The sequence below is a fragment of the Pseudoalteromonas sp. AS84 genome (assembly GCF_038900255.1).
Classification (GTDB): domain Bacteria; phylum Pseudomonadota; class Gammaproteobacteria; order Enterobacterales; family Alteromonadaceae; genus Pseudoalteromonas.
In genome coordinates this window covers 336,497-359,221 of record NZ_JBBMQY010000001.1, presented here as the reverse complement: position 1 = coordinate 359,221, position 22,725 = coordinate 336,497, and the positions used below count along the sequence as shown (strand labels likewise).

The 22,725-nt window shown below is 39.1% G+C and carries 24 protein-coding genes; 16 read left to right on the top strand and 8 right to left on the bottom strand.

The window, feature by feature from the left end; translation table 11 throughout:
• Positions 1 to 10 precede the first annotated feature (10 nt).
• The 7 genes from WNY79_RS01545 to WNY79_RS01515 all read left to right on the top strand — a co-directional run bounded on the left by WNY79_RS01545 (position 11) and on the right by WNY79_RS01515 (position 5,411).
• A complete protein-coding gene (locus tag WNY79_RS01545) occupies positions 11 to 493 on the top strand; it encodes a GNAT family N-acetyltransferase (RefSeq protein ID WP_024593105.1) in 483 nt (160 codons plus the stop codon).
• Positions 494 to 651: 158 nt separating this feature from the next.
• Positions 652 to 1,080, top strand: coding sequence for a hypothetical protein (locus WNY79_RS01540; RefSeq protein ID WP_342874901.1), 429 nt, complete (start codon positions 652 to 654; stop codon positions 1,078 to 1,080).
• A gap of 12 nt (positions 1,081 to 1,092) precedes the next feature.
• Complete coding sequence (locus tag WNY79_RS01535; RefSeq protein ID WP_342874900.1) at positions 1,093 to 1,704, top strand: superoxide dismutase; 612 nt, start codon at positions 1,093 to 1,095, stop codon at positions 1,702 to 1,704.
• A 74-nt stretch (positions 1,705 to 1,778) separates the two neighbouring features.
• Positions 1,779 to 3,131, top strand: a complete 1,353-nt coding sequence (locus tag WNY79_RS01530) for an AlkA N-terminal domain-containing protein (protein ID WP_342874899.1) — start codon at positions 1,779 to 1,781, stop codon at positions 3,129 to 3,131.
• Entirely contained in the window at positions 3,131 to 3,601 is a 471-nt protein-coding gene (locus tag WNY79_RS01525) for a methylated-DNA--[protein]-cysteine S-methyltransferase (RefSeq protein ID WP_170071339.1), read from the top strand. Before WNY79_RS01530 ends, WNY79_RS01525 begins: the two co-directional genes overlap by 1 nt.
• 75 nt (positions 3,602 to 3,676) lie before the next feature.
• Positions 3,677 to 4,468: an amino acid ABC transporter substrate-binding protein gene (locus tag WNY79_RS01520; protein WP_121954723.1), complete on the top strand. Its 792-nt coding sequence runs from the start codon at positions 3,677 to 3,679 to the stop codon at positions 4,466 to 4,468.
• Between the two features lie 349 nt (positions 4,469 to 4,817).
• The gene (locus WNY79_RS01515) at positions 4,818 to 5,411 is read left to right on the top strand and encodes a thymidine kinase (RefSeq protein ID WP_007582344.1); all 594 of its coding nucleotides are present in this window, start codon (positions 4,818 to 4,820) and stop codon (positions 5,409 to 5,411) included.
• On the opposite strand, the gene ltaE is transcribed toward WNY79_RS01515, so the two are convergent.
• Positions 5,385 to 6,389, bottom strand: a complete 1,005-nt coding sequence (gene ltaE, locus WNY79_RS01510) for a low-specificity L-threonine aldolase (RefSeq protein ID WP_342874898.1) — start codon at positions 6,387 to 6,389, stop codon at positions 5,385 to 5,387. The two genes, WNY79_RS01515 and ltaE, sit on opposite strands and share 27 nt — an antisense overlap.
• 40 nt (positions 6,390 to 6,429) lie before the next feature.
• Positions 6,430 to 7,362, bottom strand: coding sequence for a 23S rRNA (adenine(1618)-N(6))-methyltransferase RlmF (gene rlmF, locus WNY79_RS01505; RefSeq protein ID WP_342874897.1), 933 nt, complete (start codon positions 7,360 to 7,362; stop codon positions 6,430 to 6,432).
• 128 nt (positions 7,363 to 7,490) lie between these two features.
• Between rlmF and WNY79_RS01500 the strand changes: the two genes are divergently transcribed.
• A complete protein-coding gene (locus WNY79_RS01500) occupies positions 7,491 to 8,444 on the top strand; it encodes an alpha/beta fold hydrolase (RefSeq protein WP_342874896.1) in 954 nt (317 codons plus the stop codon).
• Here the strand turns inward: WNY79_RS01500 and WNY79_RS01495 are convergent.
• From WNY79_RS01495 to WNY79_RS01485, 3 genes are all read right to left on the bottom strand, one after another.
• A complete protein-coding gene (locus tag WNY79_RS01495) occupies positions 8,392 to 9,825 on the bottom strand; it encodes a sulfotransferase (RefSeq protein WP_342874895.1) in 1,434 nt (477 codons plus the stop codon). The genes WNY79_RS01500 and WNY79_RS01495 overlap by 53 nt on opposite strands.
• 249 nt (positions 9,826 to 10,074) lie before the next feature.
• On the bottom strand, positions 10,075 to 12,657 hold the full coding sequence (locus WNY79_RS01490; protein ID WP_076925741.1) for a TonB-dependent receptor: 2,583 nt from the start codon (positions 12,655 to 12,657) through the stop codon (positions 10,075 to 10,077).
• A 316-nt stretch (positions 12,658 to 12,973) separates the two neighbouring features.
• Positions 12,974 to 13,144, bottom strand: coding sequence for an oxidoreductase-like domain-containing protein (locus WNY79_RS01485; RefSeq protein ID WP_076925739.1), 171 nt, complete (start codon positions 13,142 to 13,144; stop codon positions 12,974 to 12,976).
• Between the two features lie 105 nt (positions 13,145 to 13,249).
• Between WNY79_RS01485 and WNY79_RS01480 the strand changes: the two genes are divergently transcribed.
• Positions 13,250 to 13,672, top strand: coding sequence for a hypothetical protein (locus tag WNY79_RS01480; RefSeq protein ID WP_024600540.1), 423 nt, complete (start codon positions 13,250 to 13,252; stop codon positions 13,670 to 13,672).
• A gap of 87 nt (positions 13,673 to 13,759) precedes the next feature.
• A complete protein-coding gene (locus tag WNY79_RS01475) occupies positions 13,760 to 15,121 on the top strand; it encodes a leucyl aminopeptidase family protein (RefSeq protein ID WP_342874894.1) in 1,362 nt (453 codons plus the stop codon).
• A gap of 20 nt (positions 15,122 to 15,141) precedes the next feature.
• Here the strand turns inward: WNY79_RS01475 and WNY79_RS01470 are convergent, their stop codons facing one another.
• Positions 15,142 to 15,528 carry a VOC family protein gene (locus tag WNY79_RS01470; protein WP_170071346.1) on the bottom strand — a complete coding sequence of 129 codons (387 nt, stop codon included), beginning with the start codon at positions 15,526 to 15,528 and terminating at the stop codon, positions 15,142 to 15,144.
• Between the two features lie 70 nt (positions 15,529 to 15,598).
• On the bottom strand, positions 15,599 to 16,678 hold the full coding sequence (locus tag WNY79_RS01465; protein WP_342874893.1) for a ketoacyl-ACP synthase III: 1,080 nt from the start codon (positions 16,676 to 16,678) through the stop codon (positions 15,599 to 15,601).
• Positions 16,679 to 16,831: 153 nt separating this feature from the next.
• Here WNY79_RS01465 and WNY79_RS01460 point away from each other — a divergent pair, with 153 nt between their 5' ends.
• The 6 genes from WNY79_RS01460 to WNY79_RS01435 all read left to right on the top strand — a co-directional run bounded on the left by WNY79_RS01460 (position 16,832) and on the right by WNY79_RS01435 (position 21,205).
• Positions 16,832 to 18,139 carry an amidohydrolase family protein gene (locus WNY79_RS01460; RefSeq protein ID WP_342874892.1) on the top strand — a complete coding sequence of 436 codons (1,308 nt, stop codon included), beginning with the start codon at positions 16,832 to 16,834 and terminating at the stop codon, positions 18,137 to 18,139.
• 8 nt (positions 18,140 to 18,147) lie between these two features.
• Complete coding sequence (locus WNY79_RS01455) at positions 18,148 to 18,552, top strand: DUF4440 domain-containing protein (protein WP_024600535.1); 405 nt, start codon at positions 18,148 to 18,150, stop codon at positions 18,550 to 18,552.
• A gap of 61 nt (positions 18,553 to 18,613) precedes the next feature.
• Entirely contained in the window at positions 18,614 to 19,855 is a 1,242-nt protein-coding gene (locus WNY79_RS01450; RefSeq protein ID WP_342875020.1) for an ATP-binding protein, read from the top strand.
• Positions 19,852 to 20,379: a response regulator gene (locus tag WNY79_RS01445; RefSeq protein WP_342874891.1), complete on the top strand. Its 528-nt coding sequence runs from the start codon at positions 19,852 to 19,854 to the stop codon at positions 20,377 to 20,379. The genes WNY79_RS01450 and WNY79_RS01445 overlap by 4 nt, the downstream gene beginning before the upstream one ends.
• Positions 20,380 to 20,401: 22 nt before the next feature.
• Positions 20,402 to 20,824 (top strand): DCC1-like thiol-disulfide oxidoreductase family protein, encoded by a 423-nt coding sequence (locus WNY79_RS01440; protein WP_342874890.1) that lies wholly within the window; start codon positions 20,402 to 20,404, stop codon positions 20,822 to 20,824.
• Between the two features lie 102 nt (positions 20,825 to 20,926).
• Positions 20,927 to 21,205 (top strand): peptidylprolyl isomerase, encoded by a 279-nt coding sequence (locus WNY79_RS01435; protein WP_002959014.1) that lies wholly within the window; start codon positions 20,927 to 20,929, stop codon positions 21,203 to 21,205.
• 61 nt (positions 21,206 to 21,266) lie between these two features.
• On the opposite strand, the gene WNY79_RS01430 is transcribed toward WNY79_RS01435, so the two are convergent.
• Positions 21,267 to 21,998, bottom strand: a complete 732-nt coding sequence (locus WNY79_RS01430; protein ID WP_342874889.1) for a MauE/DoxX family redox-associated membrane protein — start codon at positions 21,996 to 21,998, stop codon at positions 21,267 to 21,269.
• Between the last annotated feature and the right edge of the window lie 727 nt (positions 21,999 to 22,725).

Sequence of the window (22,725 nt, the reverse complement as noted above, 5' to 3'; positions counted from 1 at the left end):
TAAAAATACAATGAGCCAACCCGTTATAATACGTGATGCAAAACCAAGTGACGCAAAAACAATTTTGCACTTTATTACCGAACTTGCCATATACGAAAAAGAACCGGATGCGGTAAAAACCGATGAACAAGCAATTTTAGATACTTTGTTTAGCGAAGGGGCAACCGCGCACAGCATAATTTGTTTAGAGGGCGATGAGCCAATTGGTTTTGCAGTATATTTTTATAATTACTCTACTTGGTTAGGTAAAAATGGCCTATACCTTGAGGATTTATATGTAAGCCCAGATAGTCGTGGCAATGGTGCAGGCAAAGCCATTATGAAGCACTTAGCTAATAAGGCTATTAGTAATAACTGTGGTCGTTTTGAATGGGTGGTGCTTGATTGGAATAAACCCGCTATCGATTTTTACAACAGTATTGGCGCAAAGCCTCAAAACGAATGGATTATATATCGCTTAACAGGGCAGGAATTATTAGATTTCGCCAAGTAGTTAATGAAAATCATTTGCATTTGGGTTGTTGGGTGTGTAAGTTAAATACACACTCAATAATTAAATGTGCAGATGATTATATGATCTCAGGTCAAAAACAGCCCCACCCAGATCTACTCTATCTTGAGCAAGCATAAAGCCCTTGGCAGTCGAACATAATGCAAGGTAATTATGCATTTGAGCAGGGTGCTTTACTCGAAGCACGCGATAAATACTTATTAGCCAAAACGCTTGCGGATCATCTCCTTCAGCAGTTTTTATATGCTCAGATTAATAACAATGCCATTTATGCTATTGAGCATTGTATACCCGCACTTGTTGTTGCGTCGCATAATTTAGCTGATACCTATATAGCTATGCAGCAGCCAGAAAATGCATGTAAATGGCTATGCGAAATACACCTAACGCTTTGTTCTTTAACAAAGCATATTCATTACGATATACAAAAAGTGAGTAAGCATCATTACATTAAAACTTCCTCTGAACTTGTGTCATTTGCACGCCGGTACCCTTCTCTTCCAGAACTGATTGAGCAAGTTAATTTTTGTTTAAGCTCAAACACACCTTCAAACAAACAATTGCACTAAAAAGGACTATTTATGACGTTTACTTTACCTAAACTAGATTATGAATACGATGCATTAGAACCTCATATTGACAGTAAAACGATGCATATTCACCACACACTGCATCATCAAACGTATATCAATAAAGCCAATGCTGCTTTAGCAGATACTGAGTATGAAAACGTAAATGTTGAAAAATTACTTAAGGGAATAAACAGCCTGCCTAGTAATTTGCAAAAAGCAGTACAAGAGCATGTAGGAGGGCATTTTAATCATAGCTTATTTTGGCAAGTAATGAGCCCACAAGGAGGCGGTAAACCTGAAGGTATTGTGGCTCAGGCTATAAATGAGCAACTAGGCGGTTTTGATAAGTTTAAAGAGGAATTTACAGCCGCGGCAATTAGCCAATTTGGTAGTGGTTGGGCGTGGTTATCTGTAACGCCGGATGAAAAGTTGATTGTAGAAAATAGCGCTAATCAAGATAGTCCTTTAATGCAAGGTAATACACCTATTTTGGGACTTGATGTATGGGAACATGCTTATTACTTGAAGTATCAAAACAAACGCCCTGAATATATTGCTGCATTTTATAATGTAATTAATTGGCAAGAAGTACAAAGGCGTTATTTATTGGCTATTGGTTGAGTGCCGAATATGGCTAGTAATGTGAGTTTTTTTGTATAAGCTAGGCTCTATAAGGTTATTTTACAGAGTCGCTTATGGACATTTTACATTGGCAAAAAGCACGTCAGAGCCGCGATCCTCGTTTTGACGGGCTTTTTTACGTAGCGGTAAAAAGTACCGGTATTTATTGCAGACCTATTTGCCCTGCGCCAACGGCTCACGAAAAAAACGTTGCTTATTATCAGTTTGCCCATAATGCGGCGCAAGATGGTTTTAGACCCTGTATTCGTTGCAGGCCCGATAGTGCCCCTGGCAGCGCAGCATGGCAGGGTACAAAAACGACTGCACTTAGAGCAAAACAGTTAATAGATCAAAATGACGAGCACGACTGCGAAAAATTAGCAGCTCGTTTAGGTGTAAGTAGTCGTTATTTAAGACAGTTGTTTAAGCAGTATTTTGGCGTGTCGATTACGCAATATCGATTATTTAACCAATGTCACTTTGCTAAAAAGCTGATTCAAGAAACACATTTACCCCTTACCGAAATAGCGTTTTCCGCAGGTTTTAAAAGCATTAGGCGCTTTAATGATGCATTTTTACAGCAGTTAAATATAGCTCCCTCGAAGCTGCGTAGTAGCGATAAAAAACCAACGTCAACACTCACTTTAACCCTGCCATTTAGGCCGCCTTATAATTGGCCTGCTTTGCAGGGCTTTTTACAAAGGCGCTTGATAAAACCAATGGAGTGGATAACACAAACGAGCTACGGACGTACTTTTGCAAGTGAGGAATACAAAGGAAGCTTTACCGCTGAATTTATAGCGAGTAAAAACCACTTTAGTGTATCTATCAATATAGACAATACGGTGTACTTACAACCTGTTATAAATAATATACGCCGTGTGCTTGATTTAGATGCCGATATTAATTTAATTCAAACGCATTTAAGCGCCAATATAAACAATGCGTTTACAGTGTGTGAAGGGCTCAGGCTTCCGGGGATTTGGTCAAGTTTTGAAGCCGGTATAAGGGCGGTACTCGGACAACAAGTGAGTGTTACTGCGGCGCATAATTTAGTAACAAAGTTAGTTGACGAATTAGGCGAAAAAGAGGGTGATGCTGTTTACTTCCCCACAGCTAAAATTGTTGCTGATAGTGATTTTGCTTTTTTTAAAATGCCACAAGCACGCAAAAATGCACTGCACAATTTAGCCCATTTTTGTGCACTAAATCCTGAAAATGACGATTTAGATGAATGGCTTAGCTTAAAAGGAATTGGCCCTTGGACAGTAAATTATGCAAAGCTGCGAGGACAAAGCCAACCCGATATATTACTTGATGGTGATTTAGGTGTTAAAAAAGCACAAGCAGCGGCAAACCCGTTTGAGCCTGCTAATTGCGCTCCTTTTCGCTCTTACTTAACGTTTCAACTTTGGCAGCAATTATAATGATAATTCAAACATCAATTTCGAGCCCAATAGACGACATAGTTATTCAAGCGACCGAAAAAGGCGTGAGTTATGTTGGGTTTTATCCACCAGTTGAACACCCTTATACGCCATTTGAGCAAGTCACTAACAAGGCGGTGCTTATTTGCGCTGCGCAGTTAAATGAGTACTTTGCAAAAAGTCGCACTACTTTTGATGTACCACTTGATACAAGCGGTACGGTATTTCAGCACAGTGTATGGCAAGCATTATTAACGGTACCTTTTGGACAGTCGCAAACATACGGTTATATTGCAAACCAACTCAATAACCCAAAAGCAGTGAGGGCGGTAGGTGCTGCTAATGGTAAAAACCCGATTAGTATTATAGTGCCTTGTCACCGAATTATTGGCGCAAATGCAAAGTTAACGGGTTATGCAGGTGGGCTTGATAGAAAACTATGGTTGCTGAAACACGAAGGATTAATGTAAATTAATTTAACGAATATTTTGTATGTTTAGTACTACATACTACACTGTAGATTTAGTTTATAAATAAAAATCACTATGAAAATTAGAACGTTACTTTATATTTTTGTTTTGAAGTGTATTGTGTTTTGCAATGGCGTTACGGCCAAAGAATTACTTTTTTGTTATGAAGATAAAAACGCAGCACCACTATTTTTAGGTGTTGATAAGGCTATACCTATTGATCAACCTGAGGCCTCAGTGGAGGTTTTAAGCTTATTAGATAAAGCGATTGATGGTGTTGAGATTAAATTTGTTAGAAAGCCATGGCGTAGATGCTTAAACGATTTAGAATTTAATCGAGTGAATGCTGTTATTGCAAGTTACCGCACAGGACGAGAAAATGTTGCTGTTTACCCTGTTGATGAACAAGGTAAGTTACAAGAAGAGTATGCAGTAAGTGAATTTGGTAGCTGCCTTATAGGGCGTTATAAATTTCATAAAGAATGGGAGACTCGCGAAGTATTTCAAAATAAAGCATTTACGATAGCTATTCCTAATGGCTATGGGCTAAATAGCGCGTTAAAAGAAGAACCATTTTTTATTCATAATACGTTCTCTAAAAGCAAAGCTTTTGAGTTGCTAGATAAGGGCGTGGTGCAGGCGAGTGTCGATCTATGCCAAGTAGATGGCTTAAAAGTGTCGAGTTACCCTTATAAAAGTAAAAATGTTAAACCTATTTACCCACCGTACGAAACCAGCCATGGTTACCTTATTTTTTCAAAAAAATTCTACGAAGAAAATAGCACTCTAAGCTTGGAAATGTGGCAATGGTTATCAAAATTTGAAAGTGCACCTGTGTATATTAAATACTTACAAACACTTAAATAAAAGGGCCTGTTTATCTTTCGAGGTTAAATTTGCAGCAGCGTGTTTGGTTTTTAGGCTAGGCGGAGCCTATGTAGTGTGGTTAGTCCCCATAAATAAACGATAACGCATTATAAATGCCAAACACGCGCTGCCCCTGGGTTCGTCCTAGGAGGGATTTACTCTTTGTTGCTCGGTTTTTACTTAGCTCACTAGGTTACAAATCTCGCGCCGCGATTAAATCCCCCCTAGATAGAACAAATTACAATCCTAAAAGGTCACAGGCCCTGACAAAATAAAATTCGCGTTTGTAAATTGGTATTAATTTAATATTAAGGTAGCATAAGCGCACTTTTTATAAAATGGCACAGCAATGGCTCAATTATACTTTTACTACTCTGCAATGAACGCAGGTAAATCAACCACGTTATTACAATCTGCATTTAACTATAAAGAACGTGGCATGGAACCTGTCATCCTTACTGCGGCCATTGATGATAGACAAGGCGTGGGTAAAGTATCGTCTCGTATTGGCTTGCAAGCTGATGCGCATGTATTTGATGCTAGCAAAGATGTTTTTGATCTTATTCAATCACTCAACAATGATAAAAAACGCCATTGTGTATTAGTTGACGAGTGTCAATTTTTATCAAAAGAACAAGTAATGCAATTAACCGATGTGGTTGATGAACTTGGTATACCGGTATTGTGTTATGGCCTGCGTAATGACTTTAGAGGCGAGCTATTTATAGGGTCGCAATACTTACTTGCGTGGGCTGATAAGTTAGTTGAGCTTAAAACTGTATGCCACTGCGGGCGTAAAGCTAACCATGTACTTCGTACCGATGAAAATGGTGAAGCAATAGCCGATGGTAATCAAGTAGAAATTGGCGGCAATGACCGATATGTTTCGGTATGCCGCAAACATTATAAAGCCGCGTTAAATATGGGCCGACAAAGCATTTAAAAATGTATCAATATCTTCGCGCGTAATATCTAAATGCGTTACTAGCCTAAGCTGCTTGCTTGGGCTAAATAATATACCTTGTTGTTTAAGTGCCTCAGCAATCTCTTCAATATTTATACTGTTAGTGTATGTTGCGTAGACCATATTAGTGGTGTTACTCATATCGACAGTAAAGCCACTGATTTCACTTAATTGTTGAGCCAAATAACGTGCATTTGCATGATCGTCTTTTAAGCGCTCTACATTGTGCTCAAGTGCAAACTGCCCAGCGGCTGCAAGCATTCCGGCTTGGCGCATACCGCCACCAAGTACTTTTCTCCATCGTCTTGCTTTATTAATAAGTGCTGGTGAGCCTATTAATAAAGAGCCTACGGGCGCTCCCAAGCCTTTAGATAAACAAATAGAAACTGAATCAAAGTGTTTTGTAATTTCAGTGATATCAACATTTAGCTCAACTGCGGCATTAAATGCTCGTGCGCCGTCTAAGTGCAGCGCTAAATTATGTGTGTTAACAAAGTCACGAGCTTGGGCTAAGTACTCAAGAGGCAGCACCTTTCCGCCAATGGTATTTTCTAAACTAAGCAATCGCGTTTTTGCAAAATGGCAATCGTCTGGTTTTATAGCCGCCGATATTTTACTAAAAGGTATACTGCCATCAGCATCGTTTTCGATAGGCTGTGGTTGCACAGACCCTAAAACAGCTGCACCGCCGCCCTCAAACTTATAGTTATGCGCATTTTGGCCACAAATGTATTCGTCACCTCGCTCACAATGCGCCATTATTGCAAGTAAGTTGGCTTGTGTACCTGAGCTACAATAAAGTGCGGCTTCAAAGTTAAAACGCTTACACGCATAAGCTTCTAGTTGGTTAACGCTTTCATCATCACCATATACATCATCACCAACCGGTGCGCTGTACATAATATCGCGCATTTCTTTTGTTGGTTTTGTAACTGTATCAGAGCGAAAATCTATCATGATTGCCTTATCCTTTTTATTGTTTTTAATAAAATTGGTATTAATCAAGCTCGCTACAAATTTGCTCGCGGGTTTCTTTATCAAAGTAGCTCCATGCAATAAAGCGGCTAATTTTTTGACCTTGTGCCATATCAACTATTTTATATTGTGCTATCGGGTGGGCTTTTAATACTTCTTCAAGGGCTGCAATATTATCTTTTTTGGATACTAACGACGTAAACCACAGTACTTGCTCTGCAAAGTCTTCGCTTTCTTTAATCATATTAGAGATAAACTGTACTTCACCGCCTTCGCACCATAATTCATTATTATGGCCACCAAAGTTAAGCGCGTTACTTGGTGTTTTGCCTAAGTTTTTCCATTTACGTGCACTACCTTTAGTCGCTTCTTCTTCACTGGCATGAAACGGAGGATTACAAAGTGTTAAATGGAATAAATCCTTTTGATTTATAACGCCTTTAAAAATATGTGATGCGTTTTTTTGTTGTTTTAGGGTTATTTTTAAACCATTAAACTGAGCAATTTGCTTTGCTATTTTTACTGAGGTTGCATCAATATCAGTCCCTGTAAAATGCCACTTATATTCACTTGTACCAGTAAGCGGGTAAACTAAATTAGCGCCAGTACCAATATCAAGTACTTTAATTTGCTTACCTAAAGGTATTTGTTGTTGATTATCATCACTTAATAAGTCGGCTAAGTAATGAATGTAGTCAACACGCCCAGGTATAGGTGGACATAAGTTGTGCTCGGGAATATCCCAAAAATCAATATTATAATGTGCTTTTAAAAGAGCTTGATTTAGTGTTTTAACGGCTTTGTTATCACTAAAATCAATGCTTTTAGTACCTGCAGGTGTTGTTATAACAAAGGGCAGTAGAGCAGGGTGCTCTGTTGTTAATAAATCGAAGTCGTACCCATTTTTATGTAGGTTACGAGGGTGTAATTTTGAACGTGCTTTATTTTCTTTCATGGCTTCATTTTAACAACAGATATGATGTGATGATTGTAACAAATGCTGATGAGTAAAGTGCAGACATTTCCTTTGGTATATTTAATATTGCTGGTAGGATGAGTTGAAAATAATAAAAAGGAATAACTGTGGCGATTTCTCAGCAATCAATAATTATTAATTTAGCTGATCAACAAACACTTCATTTACGCCGTATTAGCGATGAAAATCAGCAAGGGCCTGTCGTATTTTTTATGCATGGAGCTGTAGAAAACGGTAAAATTTTTTATACCCATTCAAATAAAGGACTTGCCCCTTTTTTGGCTGAGCATGGATATAGATGTTATGTGGCCGATTTACGTGGCCGAGGTGATAGTAAACCGGTTATTTCAAGTGACGCTAAGTACGGGCAAACTGAAGCCATTTTAGAAGATATTCCAGCGTTTATTAAGCAAATAGAGTTGATTGAAGGCAAGAAGCCTGACTACTGGGTTGCTCACTCTTGGGGCGGAGTATTAATGAACAGCGCGTTTGCACGTTTCCCTCAATATATTAATGATGTAAAAGCGTGTGTGTATTTTGGCTCTAAGCGTTCTTTATTTAATAATCATCCTCAAAAACTATTACAAGCCAATTTAATTTGGTATTTTATGGCGCCTTTACTTGCTAAAAAACATGGTTATTTAAATGCTAAGAGCTATAAGTGGGGAAGCGATAACGAAACTCAAAAGTCGCATTATCAAAGTATGCAATGGGCTAAAAAGAAGCCATGGATAGATTCTGATGATAATTTTGATTATGCAAAAGCGCTAAACAGCCTGCATTTACCGCCAACGCTTCATATTGCTGCGGTAAAAGACAAAGCACTAGCTCAACCAATCGATATTCAAAAATTTATGGACGAATCTGGGTCTGGCATTCAACAAATGCGAATTTACGGTCGTAAACACGGGCATAATTTTGATTACGATCATATTAATATGCTTACCCACCCAAGTGCGCGTGATGATCAATTTAAAGATTTACTTAATTGGTTTAAAGCACATCCGATTAATTCTCATCAAGTAACTTTAAAAGCGGTGTTTTGTAACGCTCCCACTTAGCGATTGCGGCGTTATTAATAGGTTGGCGAATAGCATGTTTACTCAACGTGGTTACCGGTGTTTTTTGTTTATAAAAAGCTAAGCAGCGCTCTTCAAAATGACAGTTTAAAAAACCAAGTAACTGCGTTAGCTGCTCTTTTGGGTTACTCACTAAATCTTCGTAACTGACATCATAAATTGGCATATCTTTAAAGGAGTGCCAATGCCTCATCATTTTTTCATACAACTTATGATAAAGCTTAAACTCAGGTAGTGAGCAAAAATAAGGCTCGTTTTCAGCAAAGTAATTAGTGAAGATAGAAAATGCGGTGGCATTAAAATCACGACTTAAGTTTATAAATTTAGCATTAGGAAACAGCCTATATATAAGTCCTAGCGATTGATAATTACTAGGCAGTTTATTTATTATAAAAGGTCTGATGGGCGATGCTGTTTTTAAAGTTGTGATATACAGTTCGCGGGCTTTTTTTATTAGGTCAGGCGTTAAATGCGCTAAACATTGCGGGTAAGCAACTCCCGTTTTTTGTTCAATAAAAGCAACTGCGTTATTACTAATACTTGTACTCTCTCCTAGGCTCGAAAACTGACTATGGCTTGCCAACATTTGCTCCAGGAGGGTAGAGCCACTACGAGGCATGCCAATGATAAAAACAGGCGTAATATTACCTGTAAACTTTTCATCGGCAGAGGCAATAAATTCCTCGGTGTTGTATTTTATTATTTCATCGTAAAAAGGGATTAAATCTTTAGTGTTAAATTCACTTAATTTTTTTTGTAATTTATTCGCCAATATAAAGTAATTAAATGCTTGCTCGGTATCTTCAAGTACATCGTAACTGTTTGCTAATGCGTAGTAACACACCATTTTCAAACGTAAATTGCTCGTTTGAGTTAATAAGTGGTGTAAATTACTTACATAATTATGCTCTTTATTAAAGCGGCCTAACTGTACAAGTTCAAATAAAATATAGGCTGTTACTGGGTAGGTGCCAATACTGAGAGCTTGGGCAAACGTTGTATGGGCTTTATCTAATTCGCCATATATTAAGTAGTGTTGGGCTAGGTAGTAGTGGGGTTCTGGGTTATGACTCGCTAACTTTTTTGCATATTCGAGAACAGTTAACGCATCGTTTGGCGAATTAACACCGTTAAACGCATCTGCTAGTGCATGTAATGGTTCAAGCATATGAGGCATTCGCTCACATGCTTTTTGGAGTAAGTATACAGCAGAGTCATAGCGTTCTAGTCGTAAGGCAATTCTGCCTAAGCCAAATAAAGCTTCACCATTTTCAGGGTTACTATTTAATAACGTTTTAAAATGAAACTCAGCTTCTTTGAGTTTATTTTGTTGCAGTAGTTGGTTAGCTTTATTAAGTAGCATAGTTATACCAATTTTATTAAAAAAACAATCATTCTATCGCATTAAATAGCGTACTCACTGCGTTAAAAATTATTCATATAGAGCAACTATATATCATAATTTTGCCTTGTTATTACGCTATTTTCTGAGCGCTATAATAGAACACTTATTCAATGCAATTGGTATTGTTCATTATTATTTTTATTAACTATAAAATTAAAAAGGCGAAATGTCTTTAACATTTCGCCTTTGGTTCTTCATGAAAATAGTTTAGAAAGTATATGTTGCTTTCGCGTAGTAAAAGCCACCGTTAATACCAAACGGAGATGTTTCATAGTATTGACCACCCCAGTTGTTATTAGGAATTCCCGTTGCATCTGCAAAATCAAGTTTTTCAGCATCTTGGTCAAACAAGTTTTGAGCGCCTACAGAGAAGCTAACTGATTCATTTAAGAAGTAAGTTACTTCAGCATCAATAGTGACGGCAGCATCTGCTGTTTTAGCTGTTGCATCATAATCAACGTGAACACCTTGGTATTCGCCGTAGTAGTTTGCACGAGCAAATGCAGAAACTGATTCCCACTGCTGAGATAATGTGAACGTTGCACGATGATTCGGTAAGTCTTCTTCTAAGCGCTTAACCTTAAACGCACCTGTAATCTCACTAAATTGAGTTACTTCAGTATCATTCCAGTTATAAGCAAGGCTAAATGTAGAGCTACCGCCCATTAGTTCAGCTGTATAGTTGGCAACTAAATCGATACCTTGTGTTGTTGTATCAAAGTCATTTGTAAAAAAGCTTACTTGAGCAAGACCTTGTACATTAGGAACTCCAGCCGCTGTAAGTGTATCTTTATCTGCTTGGCTTAAGTTGATTTTATCTGATTGGCTAATACGGTCATCTACTTGAATATTGTAGTAATCAAGCGTTAAAAATAACTCGCCGATTGTGTATACAGCACCAAGCGTATAGCTTTGCGATTCTTCCGGCTCAAGCTCTGTACCACCTAATTGCACTGCAATTGGGTTTGTTGGTGGAAGAAGCGCTGAATCTTGTAATACGCCGCTGTCTAAGCTTGTTTGTACGTTACTTACGTTAGCTTGACCAACTGTAGGTGCACGGAAACCGCTACTTACAGAGCCACGAATATTTAAATCTTCAGTTAAATGGTATTGAGCCATTACTTTGTAGTTAGTTGTAGTACCAAAGCTGTCGTAGTCTTCAAAGCGAAGCGCCACACCCATTAGGAAATCTTCAGTAAACGGTGCTTCAACATCAACGTATGCTGCATAGTTACGACGAGAAAACTCACCTGCTTGTGATGGTTTAAAACCAGGGAAGCCGTTAGAGCCAATACCAAAACCTTGTTCTGTTAAAGGGCCTGCAGTGTACGATGCTTCATCACCAGAAATGATAGTGAATGTTTCTTCGTGCCATTCAAAACCACCGGCAATATTTACATCATAAGCTAAACCAAAGTCGACACCCTTTGATAAATCAAAGTTAAAGTTTTTCTCTAGTTGCTCATATTTACCTGGGCTGAAATCACGTGGTGTATCTGCACCTAAAGAGGCATTAACCGTATCGTAAATAAAGTAACGTGATTCATTTAAGCCCACAGTACCGCTTAAGTCATAGTAAGTATCTTTTAAGAAGCCACCAGTGAATCGCCCTTTAGTACCGATAGTTAAAGAAGTATCAGTAATGTTGCCGCCAAAGTTAGGTGTAAAACCACCTGGAAGCGATTCGTTAAATGCAAAACAATCTGGGTTGTTCGCTACACCATTTATGTAAGCTGGATCATCTAGTACGTTGCCATCTGTTATTGCAATAGTAGGACAGTTAGCGCTCATATCAGGTGTTAAATCTGCAACAAGCAGGGTTTCGCCACCATCATTTGAATAAACACCAGAACGCGTTTGTGGGTTACGGTAGTAAAAGCCACCACGTACATCACGTTCAGAGTAGTTACCAAACATGTAAAATTCAGAATCGTTAGTGAGCTCTAAACCCACGTTACCAAAAATTGTAATATCGTCATCAACTTCAGGTGCGCCCCATACTTGTGCGAGCGAAGATACATCAGGAACACCGGCAGCTGAAAGAGCTGCAGCATCGGCACGCTGAACTGAGCGGCTTGTTGCATCTGCTGTTTTGTATTGAAAACTTAAATTAGCAAAGCCATTGTCGGTAAACGGTAAACCCACGTTACCCGACACTTGTGTTGTATCCCCATCGCCTTCATAAAATTGACCATGGCGAATTTCTAATTTACCGCCTTCTGAAGCGTCTTTTAACTGGAAGTTCATTACACCGGCAATTGCATCAGAACCATACTGTGCGGCTGCGCCATCACGAAGTACTTCTACTTGTTTAATAGCAATGCTTGGAATTACTGAAATATCTGCACCTTGGGCACCATCGTTAATACCACCGCCTAAAAACGCAATTACAGAAGCACGATGACGACGTTTGCCGTTTAAAAGAACTAATGTGCTGTCTGATGGTAAACCACGTAAGTTAGCTGGGCGAACAAGAGAGGCTGCATCGCTAATAGGGTTTTGATGTACGTTAAAAGATGGCACGGCACCTTTTAAAAGTTCAAGCATGTCAGTGTTGCCCGACTTTTCAAGCTCTTCGCCACCAATAATATCGATTGGCACCGGTGAATCACCGATTGAACGTGGAGCTGAACGCGTACCTACTACGGCAATTTTCTCTACGTTTTTGTTTACTTTAGTTTGTTGTTGCTCGTCTGCTGCAACAGCAGTACCTGAAAAAAACAACCCTGCAGTGGTTGTAGCTAAAGCAAATTTGATTGCTTGGTTTAGCGCATTATTTTTTAATTTCATTCTAATTTTCCCCAGTTAGAATAATTCTTATTTTTGATGCTAATTTCACATCATTTATTTTTTACTTAATTTTTGTTTCACATAAGTTTGAGGTCTTACCTCAAAAGCCTAATCAATTAAGCTTACTTTTTGTGAAGTCCTATCTACAGACTATAGGTAAAAAACGAGGAGAGCAATTGTTAATTAACCGTTTGATAACAAAAAGGTTCAATTTAATAAAAAATGCAACAGTGGTGCAAAGTGAAGTGGAAATGAACTAAATAAGTGCAAATAGGGTTGTTAAGAGGAATTTTAATGCGTTGGAAATATTAAAATGTTATTTATTTGTTTCTTCCTTGTGTTTTTTAATGTTTTGTATGCAGCGCCAAGCCACTAATTTTTCTTTATATTCATCCCACACACAGGGGCAGCAACTACCGCCGCCACAGCATTCATCAGACTTCGGTTTTTCAGGCTTTTGCGGTATTTGACTTGATAAATTTTGCATTATTGTATGTATTTAATACTAATTTGGTGCAATAAGAGTAAGTGAAAGGCCGTAGCAAGTAAATTATTCTTTGTGAACCTGCGCCGCTGTGTGAAAATAAAAGCTATGCGATTATATAAAGTTATTCACCGTGCGCCTTGGCGGGTAGTTAAAATTAGTAAGAAACGCCAACAGCTGCGTTTTCGTCGTGCTATGGTGGCGCTTAAAATCGCACTTGCTCAAGAAAAACAAGAAACCAAAGAAATGCTCTCTATTTATAGGCGCTATACCCAAGGCCAAACAAGTAAAGAGGAGTTAAAACGCGCTAATGAACAGTTTGTTGATATTTTAAAAGGGCTAGGGCTCGGTGTGTTTGCTGTATTACCTTTTGCCCCGCTTACAATTCCTTTAGTTGTTAAATTAGGGAGTTTAGTGGGAGTTGATGTACTGCCAAGCTCGTTTAATATAAACAAATCTATTAAAGAACTTGATGCTAAAATAGATCAAGAAAATCAAAAGCAAGAATCCAAAAACAGCTTAAAAAAGTAACTAAAATCCCTTCAAATTAGCGATACCTTTTAGGTGCGCTTATTGATATGCTCTTAAGTACCATTTTTATATTATATGAGCTTTTTAATGAGTGCATTACTACGTCATACATCTTCTGGTATTCCTTTATCTTTTATTCTTAAAAACGAATTATCTGACTGGCAAGCACAGCAGCCTGCATTTATACAAAATTGGTTAACTAATACAGGTTTTGAAAAGCAAGGTGTTGCTTTAATCCCTGATGCTAAAACTGGCGAGTTAAGCCAGGTATTTTGTTTAATGCAAAGTAGCGATGACTTTTGGGCTGCGGGTAATTTAGCAAATACACTTCCTACTGGTACTTATCAAATTCAAGGCGAGAGCGCTTTTGTAGAGCAAGTTGCTTTAGGGTTTGTGCTTGGTGGTTACGAATTTAGTGAATATAAAGAAAAACCAACGGCAAAAGCGCAATTAGCCATTAGCGATAAAGCGTTGTTTGACCGTATTAGCCAACAAGCTGATGCCATTACACTTGCACGTGATTTAGTTAATACTCCAGCGGTAGATATGATGCCGCAACATTTATCGCAAGTAATGGAAGATTTAGCTGCAACTTACAATGGCGAATTTTCACAGTGGATTGGCGATGAGTTACTAGAGCAAAACTACCCGACTATTCATATGGTGGGTCGTGCAAGCGAAAATAAACCGCGTTTACTCGATTTAAAATGGGGGGCAACTGACGCTCCATTAATTACGCTAGTAGGTAAGGGCGTATGTTTTGACTCTGGTGGACTTGATTTAAAACCAAGCTCTGGCATGCGTAACATGAAAAAAGACATGGGCGGTGCCGCGCATGTAATTGCACTAGCGCAGCTTATTATGGCAGCTAACTTACCAATTAGATTACGAGTGCTTGTACCAGCTGTTGAAAATGCAGTATCGCGAAATGCATTTCGCCCAGGCGATGTAATTAAAACGCGCAAAGGCATTATGGTCGAAATTGATAATACCGACGCAGAAGGGCGATTAGTATTGTGTGATGCATTAAGCGAAGCACAAAACGACAACCCTGAGCTAATTATTGATTTTGCTACTCTCACGGGCGCATGTCGTGTTGCACTGGGCACGGAGCTTCCGGGCTTTTTCTCAACAGAGCGCGATGTAGCAAATGGTATTATTGATGCAGGTTTAATCGTCCATGATCCTGTTTGGCAGCTTCCGTTGTTTGAACAATACAAAAACTTACTAAAAAGTGATGTAGCCGATATGGCAAACTGTGCAAGCACACCGTTTGGTGGTGCTATTACCGCAGCGCTTTACTTAAAAGAATTTGTTGAACCAACAACACCATGGGTGCACTTTGATGTAATGGCATGGAACTTACGTGCATTACCAGGTCGTCCAACAGGTGGTGAAGCGTTAGGTATTCGCGCGGTGTTTACTTACTTACAAAACCGTTTTAACTAATCTTATATGACTATACGGGGTTAAACCTCGTATAGCTCAAGTGGTAAATTATCTGGATCGGCAAAAAAGGTAAACTTTTTGCCGGTTATTTCATCCACTCTAATATCCTCAGCTTCTACATTACACGATTGTAAATACGCTTTTGCACTGTGTATATCAGTCACCTTAAAAGCTAAATGTCTTAAGCCTTGTGCTTCGGGATAGCTTGGTCTCGTAGGTGCGCCATCAAACGAAAATAACTCTATTTGACTACCATCGGGCATGGCTAAATCTAATTTATATGAATTACGATCTGCTCTAAAGTGCTCGTTAATAATTTCAAGTTTAAGTACGTTGCTATAAAAGTGTTTAGAACGTGCATAGTCACTGCAAATAATGGCAGCGTGATGAATACCTAAAAGTTTCAAATTTAATTCCTTAAAAAGCAAAAACGCACTTAAATAAGTGCGTTTTAAATGTGGGTTATTACATCTTTTGTTAGCTTTGCTGCGCTTCTTTACATGCTTTAACAGCTGGTGCTACAAGCTCTAAACCAGTTTTATCACATGGTGGTAAAGCAGCATCGCTTACACTAATAGGCGTTACGCGCTCGCCCCATTTTATGTAACTTGCAGCCCATGTTAGGCCTGCACCAAATGCAGCAGACATAATATTTGAATGCGGTTTAATTAACCCTTGCTCAACGGCTTCACATAACGCAATAGCAATAGTTGCAGCAGAGGTATTACCATACTCACCAATGTTAACCATTACTTTTTCGTCAGGTACTTTTAAACGATGTTGAATAGCCTGAATAATACGTAAGTTAGCTTGGTGTGGAACGAGTACATTAATGTCATCAAGGCTCAAATCGGCTTGTTTGAGTACGTCGTCGCACGCTTCGCTCATGCCTTTGACAGCACGTTTGAAAATTTCACGACCTTCAAATAATAAATCAGATGGACCAATTGGCTCATATTTATTTAAATCACTACCAAAGTTAGTGATGTGTAAAATATCGCGGTCTTCACTGTCACAACCGGTTTTAGTACCAAGTAGACCCGCTGGTGTTTCTGCCGCTTCAAGTACGACTGCACCTGCACCATCGCCAAATAATACAGCGCTGTCACGGCGTGCCCAGTTTACGTACCAGGTCATACGCTCAGCGGCAATGACCACTGCTTTTTTGATCATACCCGCTTGAATTTGTGCTGTAGCAGCTTGCAATGCATATAAAAAGCCCGAACATGCCGCGTTTGTATCCATTGCGGCAGCGCCAGTTGCACCAATATTTTTTTGCACTTGTGAGGCGGTATTTGCCACAACAGTAGAAGGTGTACAAGTGGCTAATATCACTAAATCAATATCTTTAGGATCAACGCCCGCGCACGCAATAGCATGCTTAGCAGCAACGGTTGCCAGCTCGGCGGTACTTACATGGCTCACTCGGCGAGATTTAATGCCTGTACGCGTGGTTATCCACTCGTCGGTGGTATCAACTATTTCACTAATTTCATCGTTGCTAATGCTTGCTGGTGGAATGCATTTACCCCAACCAGTGATATGTGCGTAAGGCATAGTATGTTCTCTTAAGGTGGTCTGACATGTATTTCTAATGGGTGAGTTATACCAAAAAACGGCTTTCAAGACTAGTTTATAGAATGCTTTGTATCGTAAATATTCGCAATTACGGGTTATTTAAGGTAATGCTAGTATAAAAAAGGAGCAAGTATGAAAACAACACTAATAACAACATTCACTTCAATAGCGCTGGCATTAATTGCAAATGGGGCTTTTTCTCAACAGCATAAAATTATTTATGCGGGCAGCTTACTTGCATCCGAGGATCAAAAAGTAAAAACAGAGCAAACGTTAGTCATAACAGATAATACAATAACAGCCATTAAAGACGGCTACCTCACAAAAGCAGAACTTAACCTATCTGATGCCGATATTATCAATCTTAAAAATCAATTTGTAATGCCTGGTCTTATTGATATGCATGTTCACGTTACGTTTGAGCGAGATGCTAAAGCAAACCCTCACCGCTGGGCAACAGAATATGATGCCGATTATGCTTTGCGCTCAATTAAATATTTGCAACGTACGCTCGATGCGGGTTTTACATCAGTGCGAGATTTAGGTAGCGATCATAAAGTTATATTTCCGCTAAAACGCGCTATCGAGAGAAATGATATTAACGGCCCTCGTATTTTTGCAGCGGGTAATACAATATCGCCTACCGGTGGACACGCAGATATGCACGGTTATCGAAAAGACATTACAGATGCGGTTACAGGTGGGATAGGTATTTGTAATGGCGCGGATGATTGTAGCCGTGCGGTACGCGAGGTAATAAAAAGTGGCGCTGATGTAATTAAAATTACTGCCACAGGTGGAGTATTGAGTAATACCGCCGCAGGGGTTAACCAACAACTTACAGATGCAGAGCTGATTGCAATTGTTGATACTGCTCACCACTTAGGGCGTAAAGTTACAGCGCATGCGCACGGTACACAAGGTATAAAAGCGGCCTTAAAAGCCGGTGTAGATTCTATTGAGCATGGCTCTTATTTAGATAAAGAGGCAATAAAGTTATTTAAAAAAACGGGAGCTTATTTAGTACCGACGCTTTTAGCGGGTGCAACGGTAAGCGAAGAGGTGCTTACAAATCCAAATATGCCACCGGCAATAGCCGACAAAGTGCGTGAAGTGACTCCAAAAATGCAGGCTTCGTTTAAACTTGCACTGCAAAACAAGGTTAATATAGCCTTTGGAACAGACTCAGGTGTGTCGCGTCATGGGCTTAATGCTAACGAATTTAGTTTAATGGTAAACAATGGTATGAGCGAAGCCCAAGCTATTAAGTCAGCAACCATATATGCAGCTAAACTACTGGGGCAAAGCGCACTCATTGGCGACTTGAGTGTTGGTAAGCAAGCAGATATTATCAGTGTGAATGGCTCACCGCTTAAAAATATCGACGTACTTAAAAACGTGCAATTTGTTATGAAAGCCGGGCAAGTTTATAAACAATAGGGAAGGTTATGAGCAGCAAAATAAAAGTGTCGTTGTTTAATCATTTGATTGACGCTGAGCGCCAGTTACTAGACCCAGAGATTCGCCAATCTGAGCGCGCACTAGATGCTTTACTCGATGATGAATTTATCGAAATTGCAGCCAACGGCACTACATTTAATAAATACCAAGTACTTACCCGCTTACCTACCGAGGTTGTGCCACAGTTTTATAATCAGCATTTTAAGGGCCGAATGCTGAGCGATGATGTAGTGCAACTTAGTTATCAAGCTGCTTACAGGCGCTCTGCTCGCAGTGAATTTAATTATTCATTGCGTATGTCGCTTTGGCGTCAAACTAACGAACAATGGAAAATGGTGTTTCATCAAGGAACGCCTTGTGCACCGTTTTCAATTTCGATGGATGATGATTAAAAATCATATAACCGTTAAAATAACCTTATTAAACATTTGATTGGGCAATTACCTCTTGTTAATGCGTACGGACCCCACCATTAGTCGACTATTAATGCTGCGTAGCGGCGCAATTGCCGTGCAATTAATTGCTGTGCTTAGCGTTTATTTTTTACTAGAACATCAGATTGCATTACTGCCTTTGCTGATTGTCATTGCCGTTGAGGCTGTGTTTCAGCTTATTAGCCTGTTTGCTTATCGTAACGTAAGCCAAGCTAAGCCCTTGGGTATGTTAATGCAGTTAACTGCTGATGTGTTATTTTTAACGGTATTGCTCTCACTAAGTGGCGGTGCAACTAATGCATTTGTATCGTTGTTATTACTCCCAATAATGATAGCTGCTGTTACGCTGCGAGAAAAAGGATTAGCTTATATTGCAGTGTTAGCCATTGCCGCATACAGTTTTTTATTGATAAAGATGCCCGATCACAGTATGCATCAAATGAATATGAGTGGTCACTTTATTGGCATGTGGGTTAATTTTGTTTTAAGTGCCAGTGTAATTGCACTTGTTATTGGCGCAATGAGCAGAGCACTTAAAGAGCGAGAGCGAATTATTGCAAATGTGCGAGAAAAGCAATTACGTAATGAACAGCTTGTTACCCTTGATGGGGCCGCAGCACAAATAACTCATCAACTAGCGACCCCAATTGCAAATTTACAGTTACTGTTTGAAGAGTTATTAGAAGAGCAACCAAACAACCCCATTGTTAAGCACATGCAAGCGCCGCTTACTCAGTGTAGTACGCAACTTAACGACTTTAGAAAACTCTCAGAGCAATTACGTCTTAAAAATTCGCAAGAGCATACCACCGTAAAGCAACTGCAAACGCAAATTACAGATACACTTTTACTGCAATACCCAGATCAGCAAATTAAATGGATTACGCCACCTATTGCTGCAACGCTATTGAGTGATGCCATGTTATTGCCTGCTATTTTAAATTTATTGCAAAACGCCGCGCTCGCTAATCAAAAACAAGATAAAACCCAGTTAGAGCTGAGTTGGCAGCAAGATAACTTACATAGTGAATGCGTTTACTTGCTAATTCGTGATTTTGGCTGTGGCTTTTCGTCATCGCAATTAGCTGATCTGGGCGGGCAACTTATGCCAAGCGATCAAGGAATGGGGCTTGCTGTGCTTTTATCAAATGTTACTTTTGAGCGTTTAAATGGCTCACTTACCTTGTTTAACCATGCAGATGGCGGCGCTGTTGCCAAAGTTAAACTCGCTATTGTAAACACTGAGAATAACGCCTCATGAAGTTACTTATAATTGAAGACGATATAAATTTAGCCAGCACACTAGCAAGGCGCTTAACTAAACAGGGCTTTACCTGCGAGGTGGGGCATAATCAAAGTGATGCATTACTTATAGCCCGCCAGCACTTACCTGACTTTGTATTGCTAGATATGAAACTAGGCGATGACAATGGCTTGGCATTAATAAAGCCATTACGTAGTTTGCTCCCCCAAGCACATATTGTTTTACTAACTGGGTTTGCAAGTATAGCAACCGCAGTAGAGGCAATGCGTTTGGGCGCAAACGACTACCTTACTAAGCCGGTTGATATGGCAACATTATTAAAAGCGCTTAACACCGAGCCTGTGGCATCTGCATCGAGTGCTATTGATGATGCAGTTATGTCGCCAGAGCGCTTAGAGTGGGAGCATATTCAACAAGTCCTGCACAGCAATAATGGCAATGTGTCGGTAACCGCAAGGCAACTTAATATGCATAGGCGTACTTTGCAGCGTAAGTTACAAAAAAAGCCGGTGCAGCAGTAAAGTACTTAATTAAGGAGGTGTTATGAGCGATGATGCAGCGACATTAATGCAAAACCAAAAAATTATTTTATTTGATGCGCAATGTAAGCTTTGCAGCGCGTGGTGTAACTTTATTATTGCTCACGATAAAACTACTATTTTTAAATTATGCAGCGTGCAATCTCCAAAAGGAGAACTGTTGTTAACACACTTTGGTTTTTCAACCAGTGAATACGCTTCAATGGTGCTTGTTGAAAATGGTAAAGCATTTACACAAAGCCATGCTTTTTTTAATGTTGTTAAGCAGCTAGGTTACCCATACAAACTAGCAAACGTATTTAGTATTTTGCCAAATAGGTTTAATAATTGGTTATACGATAGGGTTGCTTTAAATAGGTATTCGTTATTTGGCAAATATCAGTATTGCAGAATACCCAGCCCAGAGGATGCAAAACATTATTTATAAATTAGGCGTTAATACACTGCAGTATAAGTAGATGATAGGTTTATGAGGTTGTGCTAAAATCGCCGCGTTTAATTTTAGCTAACGGTATAAAAGGCTTTTTTCATGGCAAACACAGCACATGCACTTCACATTTTGGTTAAGCACAAAGAAATTGCAGAAGATATTATTAAGCAATTAGGTAAAGGTGCAAAGTTTCAGACCTTAGCTAAAAAGTATTCGTCATGCCCATCGGGTAAAAAAGGCGGTGACTTAGGTGAATTTAGACGCGGACAAATGGTTCCACAGTTTGACAAAATTGCATTTAAAGGCGCAATTTTAGAGCCACATTTAGTTAAAACCAAATTTGGCTGGCATGTAATTAAAGTGCTTTATCGTACTTAATAAGCTCGCTGACAATTATTTAATAGGCTGCACACTGCAGCCTTTTAAGTGTTAAGTCTTTTTATTTAATCAACATCCAAATACCTGCAGCAATCATAAACAGGTTTTCGGTCAGAGAGACGAACCCCAGCGGTACATTACTATCACCGCCAACGCAGGCACACTTAAGCTCTCGTTTGTCTATGTAAACAGCCTTAATCACCGACACGGCGCCAACACCCCCAATAAATAAAGAAATTGGTGCAACAATATAAGCTGAAAGCCCTGCAATCATGCCAATACTTACAAATGCTTCTAAAAATGGATACATATAAGCATATCTCACTACTTTCATCGCAAATAAATCATAGGTTATAAAAGAATTACTAAAGCTGTATAAGTCGCGTAATTTTTGAATAGCCAGTACGCCCATTGTTAACGCGACAAACAGCATAACTGTATGCATAGAAAAAAGTGCAAAGCCAGTCGAGTAGCTAAATGCAAAGGCAAGCAATAAGGTAACAGCAAAAATGGCCGTTACGGGAGTATAAGTAGTACCTTGTTGGCCAGGCTCCGATTTATTAAAGTAAGTGCGCAGGTCGTCATACCCGCCAATGCGTTCGTTATCGATAAATGTTTGTGGTGTGGTATCAACATTGTGCTTTTGTTGAAATGCATCGGTTTCTTCGCGCGAAGTCAGCGGCTTATCATCTACCTTATAGCCCTTTCGCTTAAGTAAATCTTTTGATTTGAGTCCAAACGGACATATATGTTCATCGGTTGCCATTCTATATAATGTTGCTGACTTAGCCATGTGTACTCCTTACTTTAAATAGTTAATTTATTTGTGCAGACAGTACAAATGTAGGTTTCAACATTGTTGGTCGCTTTGAAAAAAGGGTCTAAATAAATGTAATTTTTACCTATCATTCGCACAAAATTATCTCACAGAGCATGTAATAATTTTCTTTGCTAATAATGCACTTATAATGCCAGTGTAAAAATCTATTCGTGTAATGTTAATTGTGGCAAAGGAACAAATAGTAGATATGTTCCTATATTAGAAATTAACCATAAGCAATATCAACTACCTATTATTATGAAAAATACAGTCACGTTAATAAAATCTAAAGGTGTAGGGATAGGAGCTATCGCTATATTAGCAGGGCTCGTTTTAGCGTTAGGGGAGATAATACTGCCAATTAGCTGCTTAGCCAGTTTGTATATAGTTTATAAATATTTTCGATTGGCTAGGGTTATTAAAATAAACTTAATAACAGAGCAGGTAACAATAAATAATAAATCCCTCATAGGCTTTTTAGAAATATCGATTAAGACTTTCGAAAATACGCATCGCTGCGCGTTAATAATTAAAAATACTGAGGAGGAAATACTCAAGTCAGGGGCGCTCTATTACTGCGCTAGTAAGGATTGCTTAATCAACTACAGCGGCGAATATGTGCATATTACAGTTGAGAACCAATAGGGCTAAAATGTGCAGTCTTATTTAGTTTTAAACTTGTCTTGTCCTGAAATGTGTA

Excerpts from the sequence above, each read along its gene's own strand:
- WNY79_RS01545 (WP_024593105.1), top strand. The coding sequence starts at position 11 with ATGAGCCAACCCGTTATAATACGTGATGCAAAACCAAGTGACGCAAAA.
- WNY79_RS01540 (WP_342874901.1), top strand. The coding sequence starts at position 652 with ATGCAAGGTAATTATGCATTTGAGCAGGGTGCTTTACTCGAAGCACGC.
- WNY79_RS01535 (WP_342874900.1), top strand. The coding sequence starts at position 1,093 with ATGACGTTTACTTTACCTAAACTAGATTATGAATACGATGCATTAGAA.
- WNY79_RS01530 (WP_342874899.1), top strand. The coding sequence starts at position 1,779 with ATGGACATTTTACATTGGCAAAAAGCACGTCAGAGCCGCGATCCTCGT.
- WNY79_RS01525 (WP_170071339.1), top strand. The coding sequence starts at position 3,131 with ATGATAATTCAAACATCAATTTCGAGCCCAATAGACGACATAGTTATT.
- WNY79_RS01520 (WP_121954723.1), top strand. The coding sequence starts at position 3,677 with ATGAAAATTAGAACGTTACTTTATATTTTTGTTTTGAAGTGTATTGTG.
- WNY79_RS01515 (WP_007582344.1), top strand. The coding sequence starts at position 4,818 with ATGGCTCAATTATACTTTTACTACTCTGCAATGAACGCAGGTAAATCA.
- ltaE (WP_342874898.1), bottom strand. The coding sequence starts at position 6,389 with ATGATAGATTTTCGCTCTGATACAGTTACAAAACCAACAAAAGAAATG.
- rlmF (WP_342874897.1), bottom strand. The coding sequence starts at position 7,362 with ATGAAAGAAAATAAAGCACGTTCAAAATTACACCCTCGTAACCTACAT.
- WNY79_RS01495 (WP_342874895.1), bottom strand. The coding sequence starts at position 9,825 with ATGCTACTTAATAAAGCTAACCAACTACTGCAACAAAATAAACTCAAA.
- WNY79_RS01490 (WP_076925741.1), bottom strand. The coding sequence starts at position 12,657 with ATGAAATTAAAAAATAATGCGCTAAACCAAGCAATCAAATTTGCTTTA.
- WNY79_RS01485 (WP_076925739.1), bottom strand. The coding sequence starts at position 13,144 with ATGCAAAATTTATCAAGTCAAATACCGCAAAAGCCTGAAAAACCGAAG.
- WNY79_RS01480 (WP_024600540.1), top strand. The coding sequence starts at position 13,250 with ATGCGATTATATAAAGTTATTCACCGTGCGCCTTGGCGGGTAGTTAAA.
- WNY79_RS01475 (WP_342874894.1), top strand. The coding sequence starts at position 13,760 with ATGAGTGCATTACTACGTCATACATCTTCTGGTATTCCTTTATCTTTT.
- WNY79_RS01465 (WP_342874893.1), bottom strand. The coding sequence starts at position 16,678 with ATGCCTTACGCACATATCACTGGTTGGGGTAAATGCATTCCACCAGCA.
- WNY79_RS01460 (WP_342874892.1), top strand. The coding sequence starts at position 16,832 with ATGAAAACAACACTAATAACAACATTCACTTCAATAGCGCTGGCATTA.
- WNY79_RS01455 (WP_024600535.1), top strand. The coding sequence starts at position 18,148 with ATGAGCAGCAAAATAAAAGTGTCGTTGTTTAATCATTTGATTGACGCT.
- WNY79_RS01450 (WP_342875020.1), top strand. The coding sequence starts at position 18,614 with ATGCGTACGGACCCCACCATTAGTCGACTATTAATGCTGCGTAGCGGC.
- WNY79_RS01445 (WP_342874891.1), top strand. The coding sequence starts at position 19,852 with ATGAAGTTACTTATAATTGAAGACGATATAAATTTAGCCAGCACACTA.
- WNY79_RS01440 (WP_342874890.1), top strand. The coding sequence starts at position 20,402 with ATGAGCGATGATGCAGCGACATTAATGCAAAACCAAAAAATTATTTTA.
- WNY79_RS01435 (WP_002959014.1), top strand. The coding sequence starts at position 20,927 with ATGGCAAACACAGCACATGCACTTCACATTTTGGTTAAGCACAAAGAA.
- WNY79_RS01430 (WP_342874889.1), bottom strand. The coding sequence starts at position 21,998 with ATGGCTAAGTCAGCAACATTATATAGAATGGCAACCGATGAACATATA.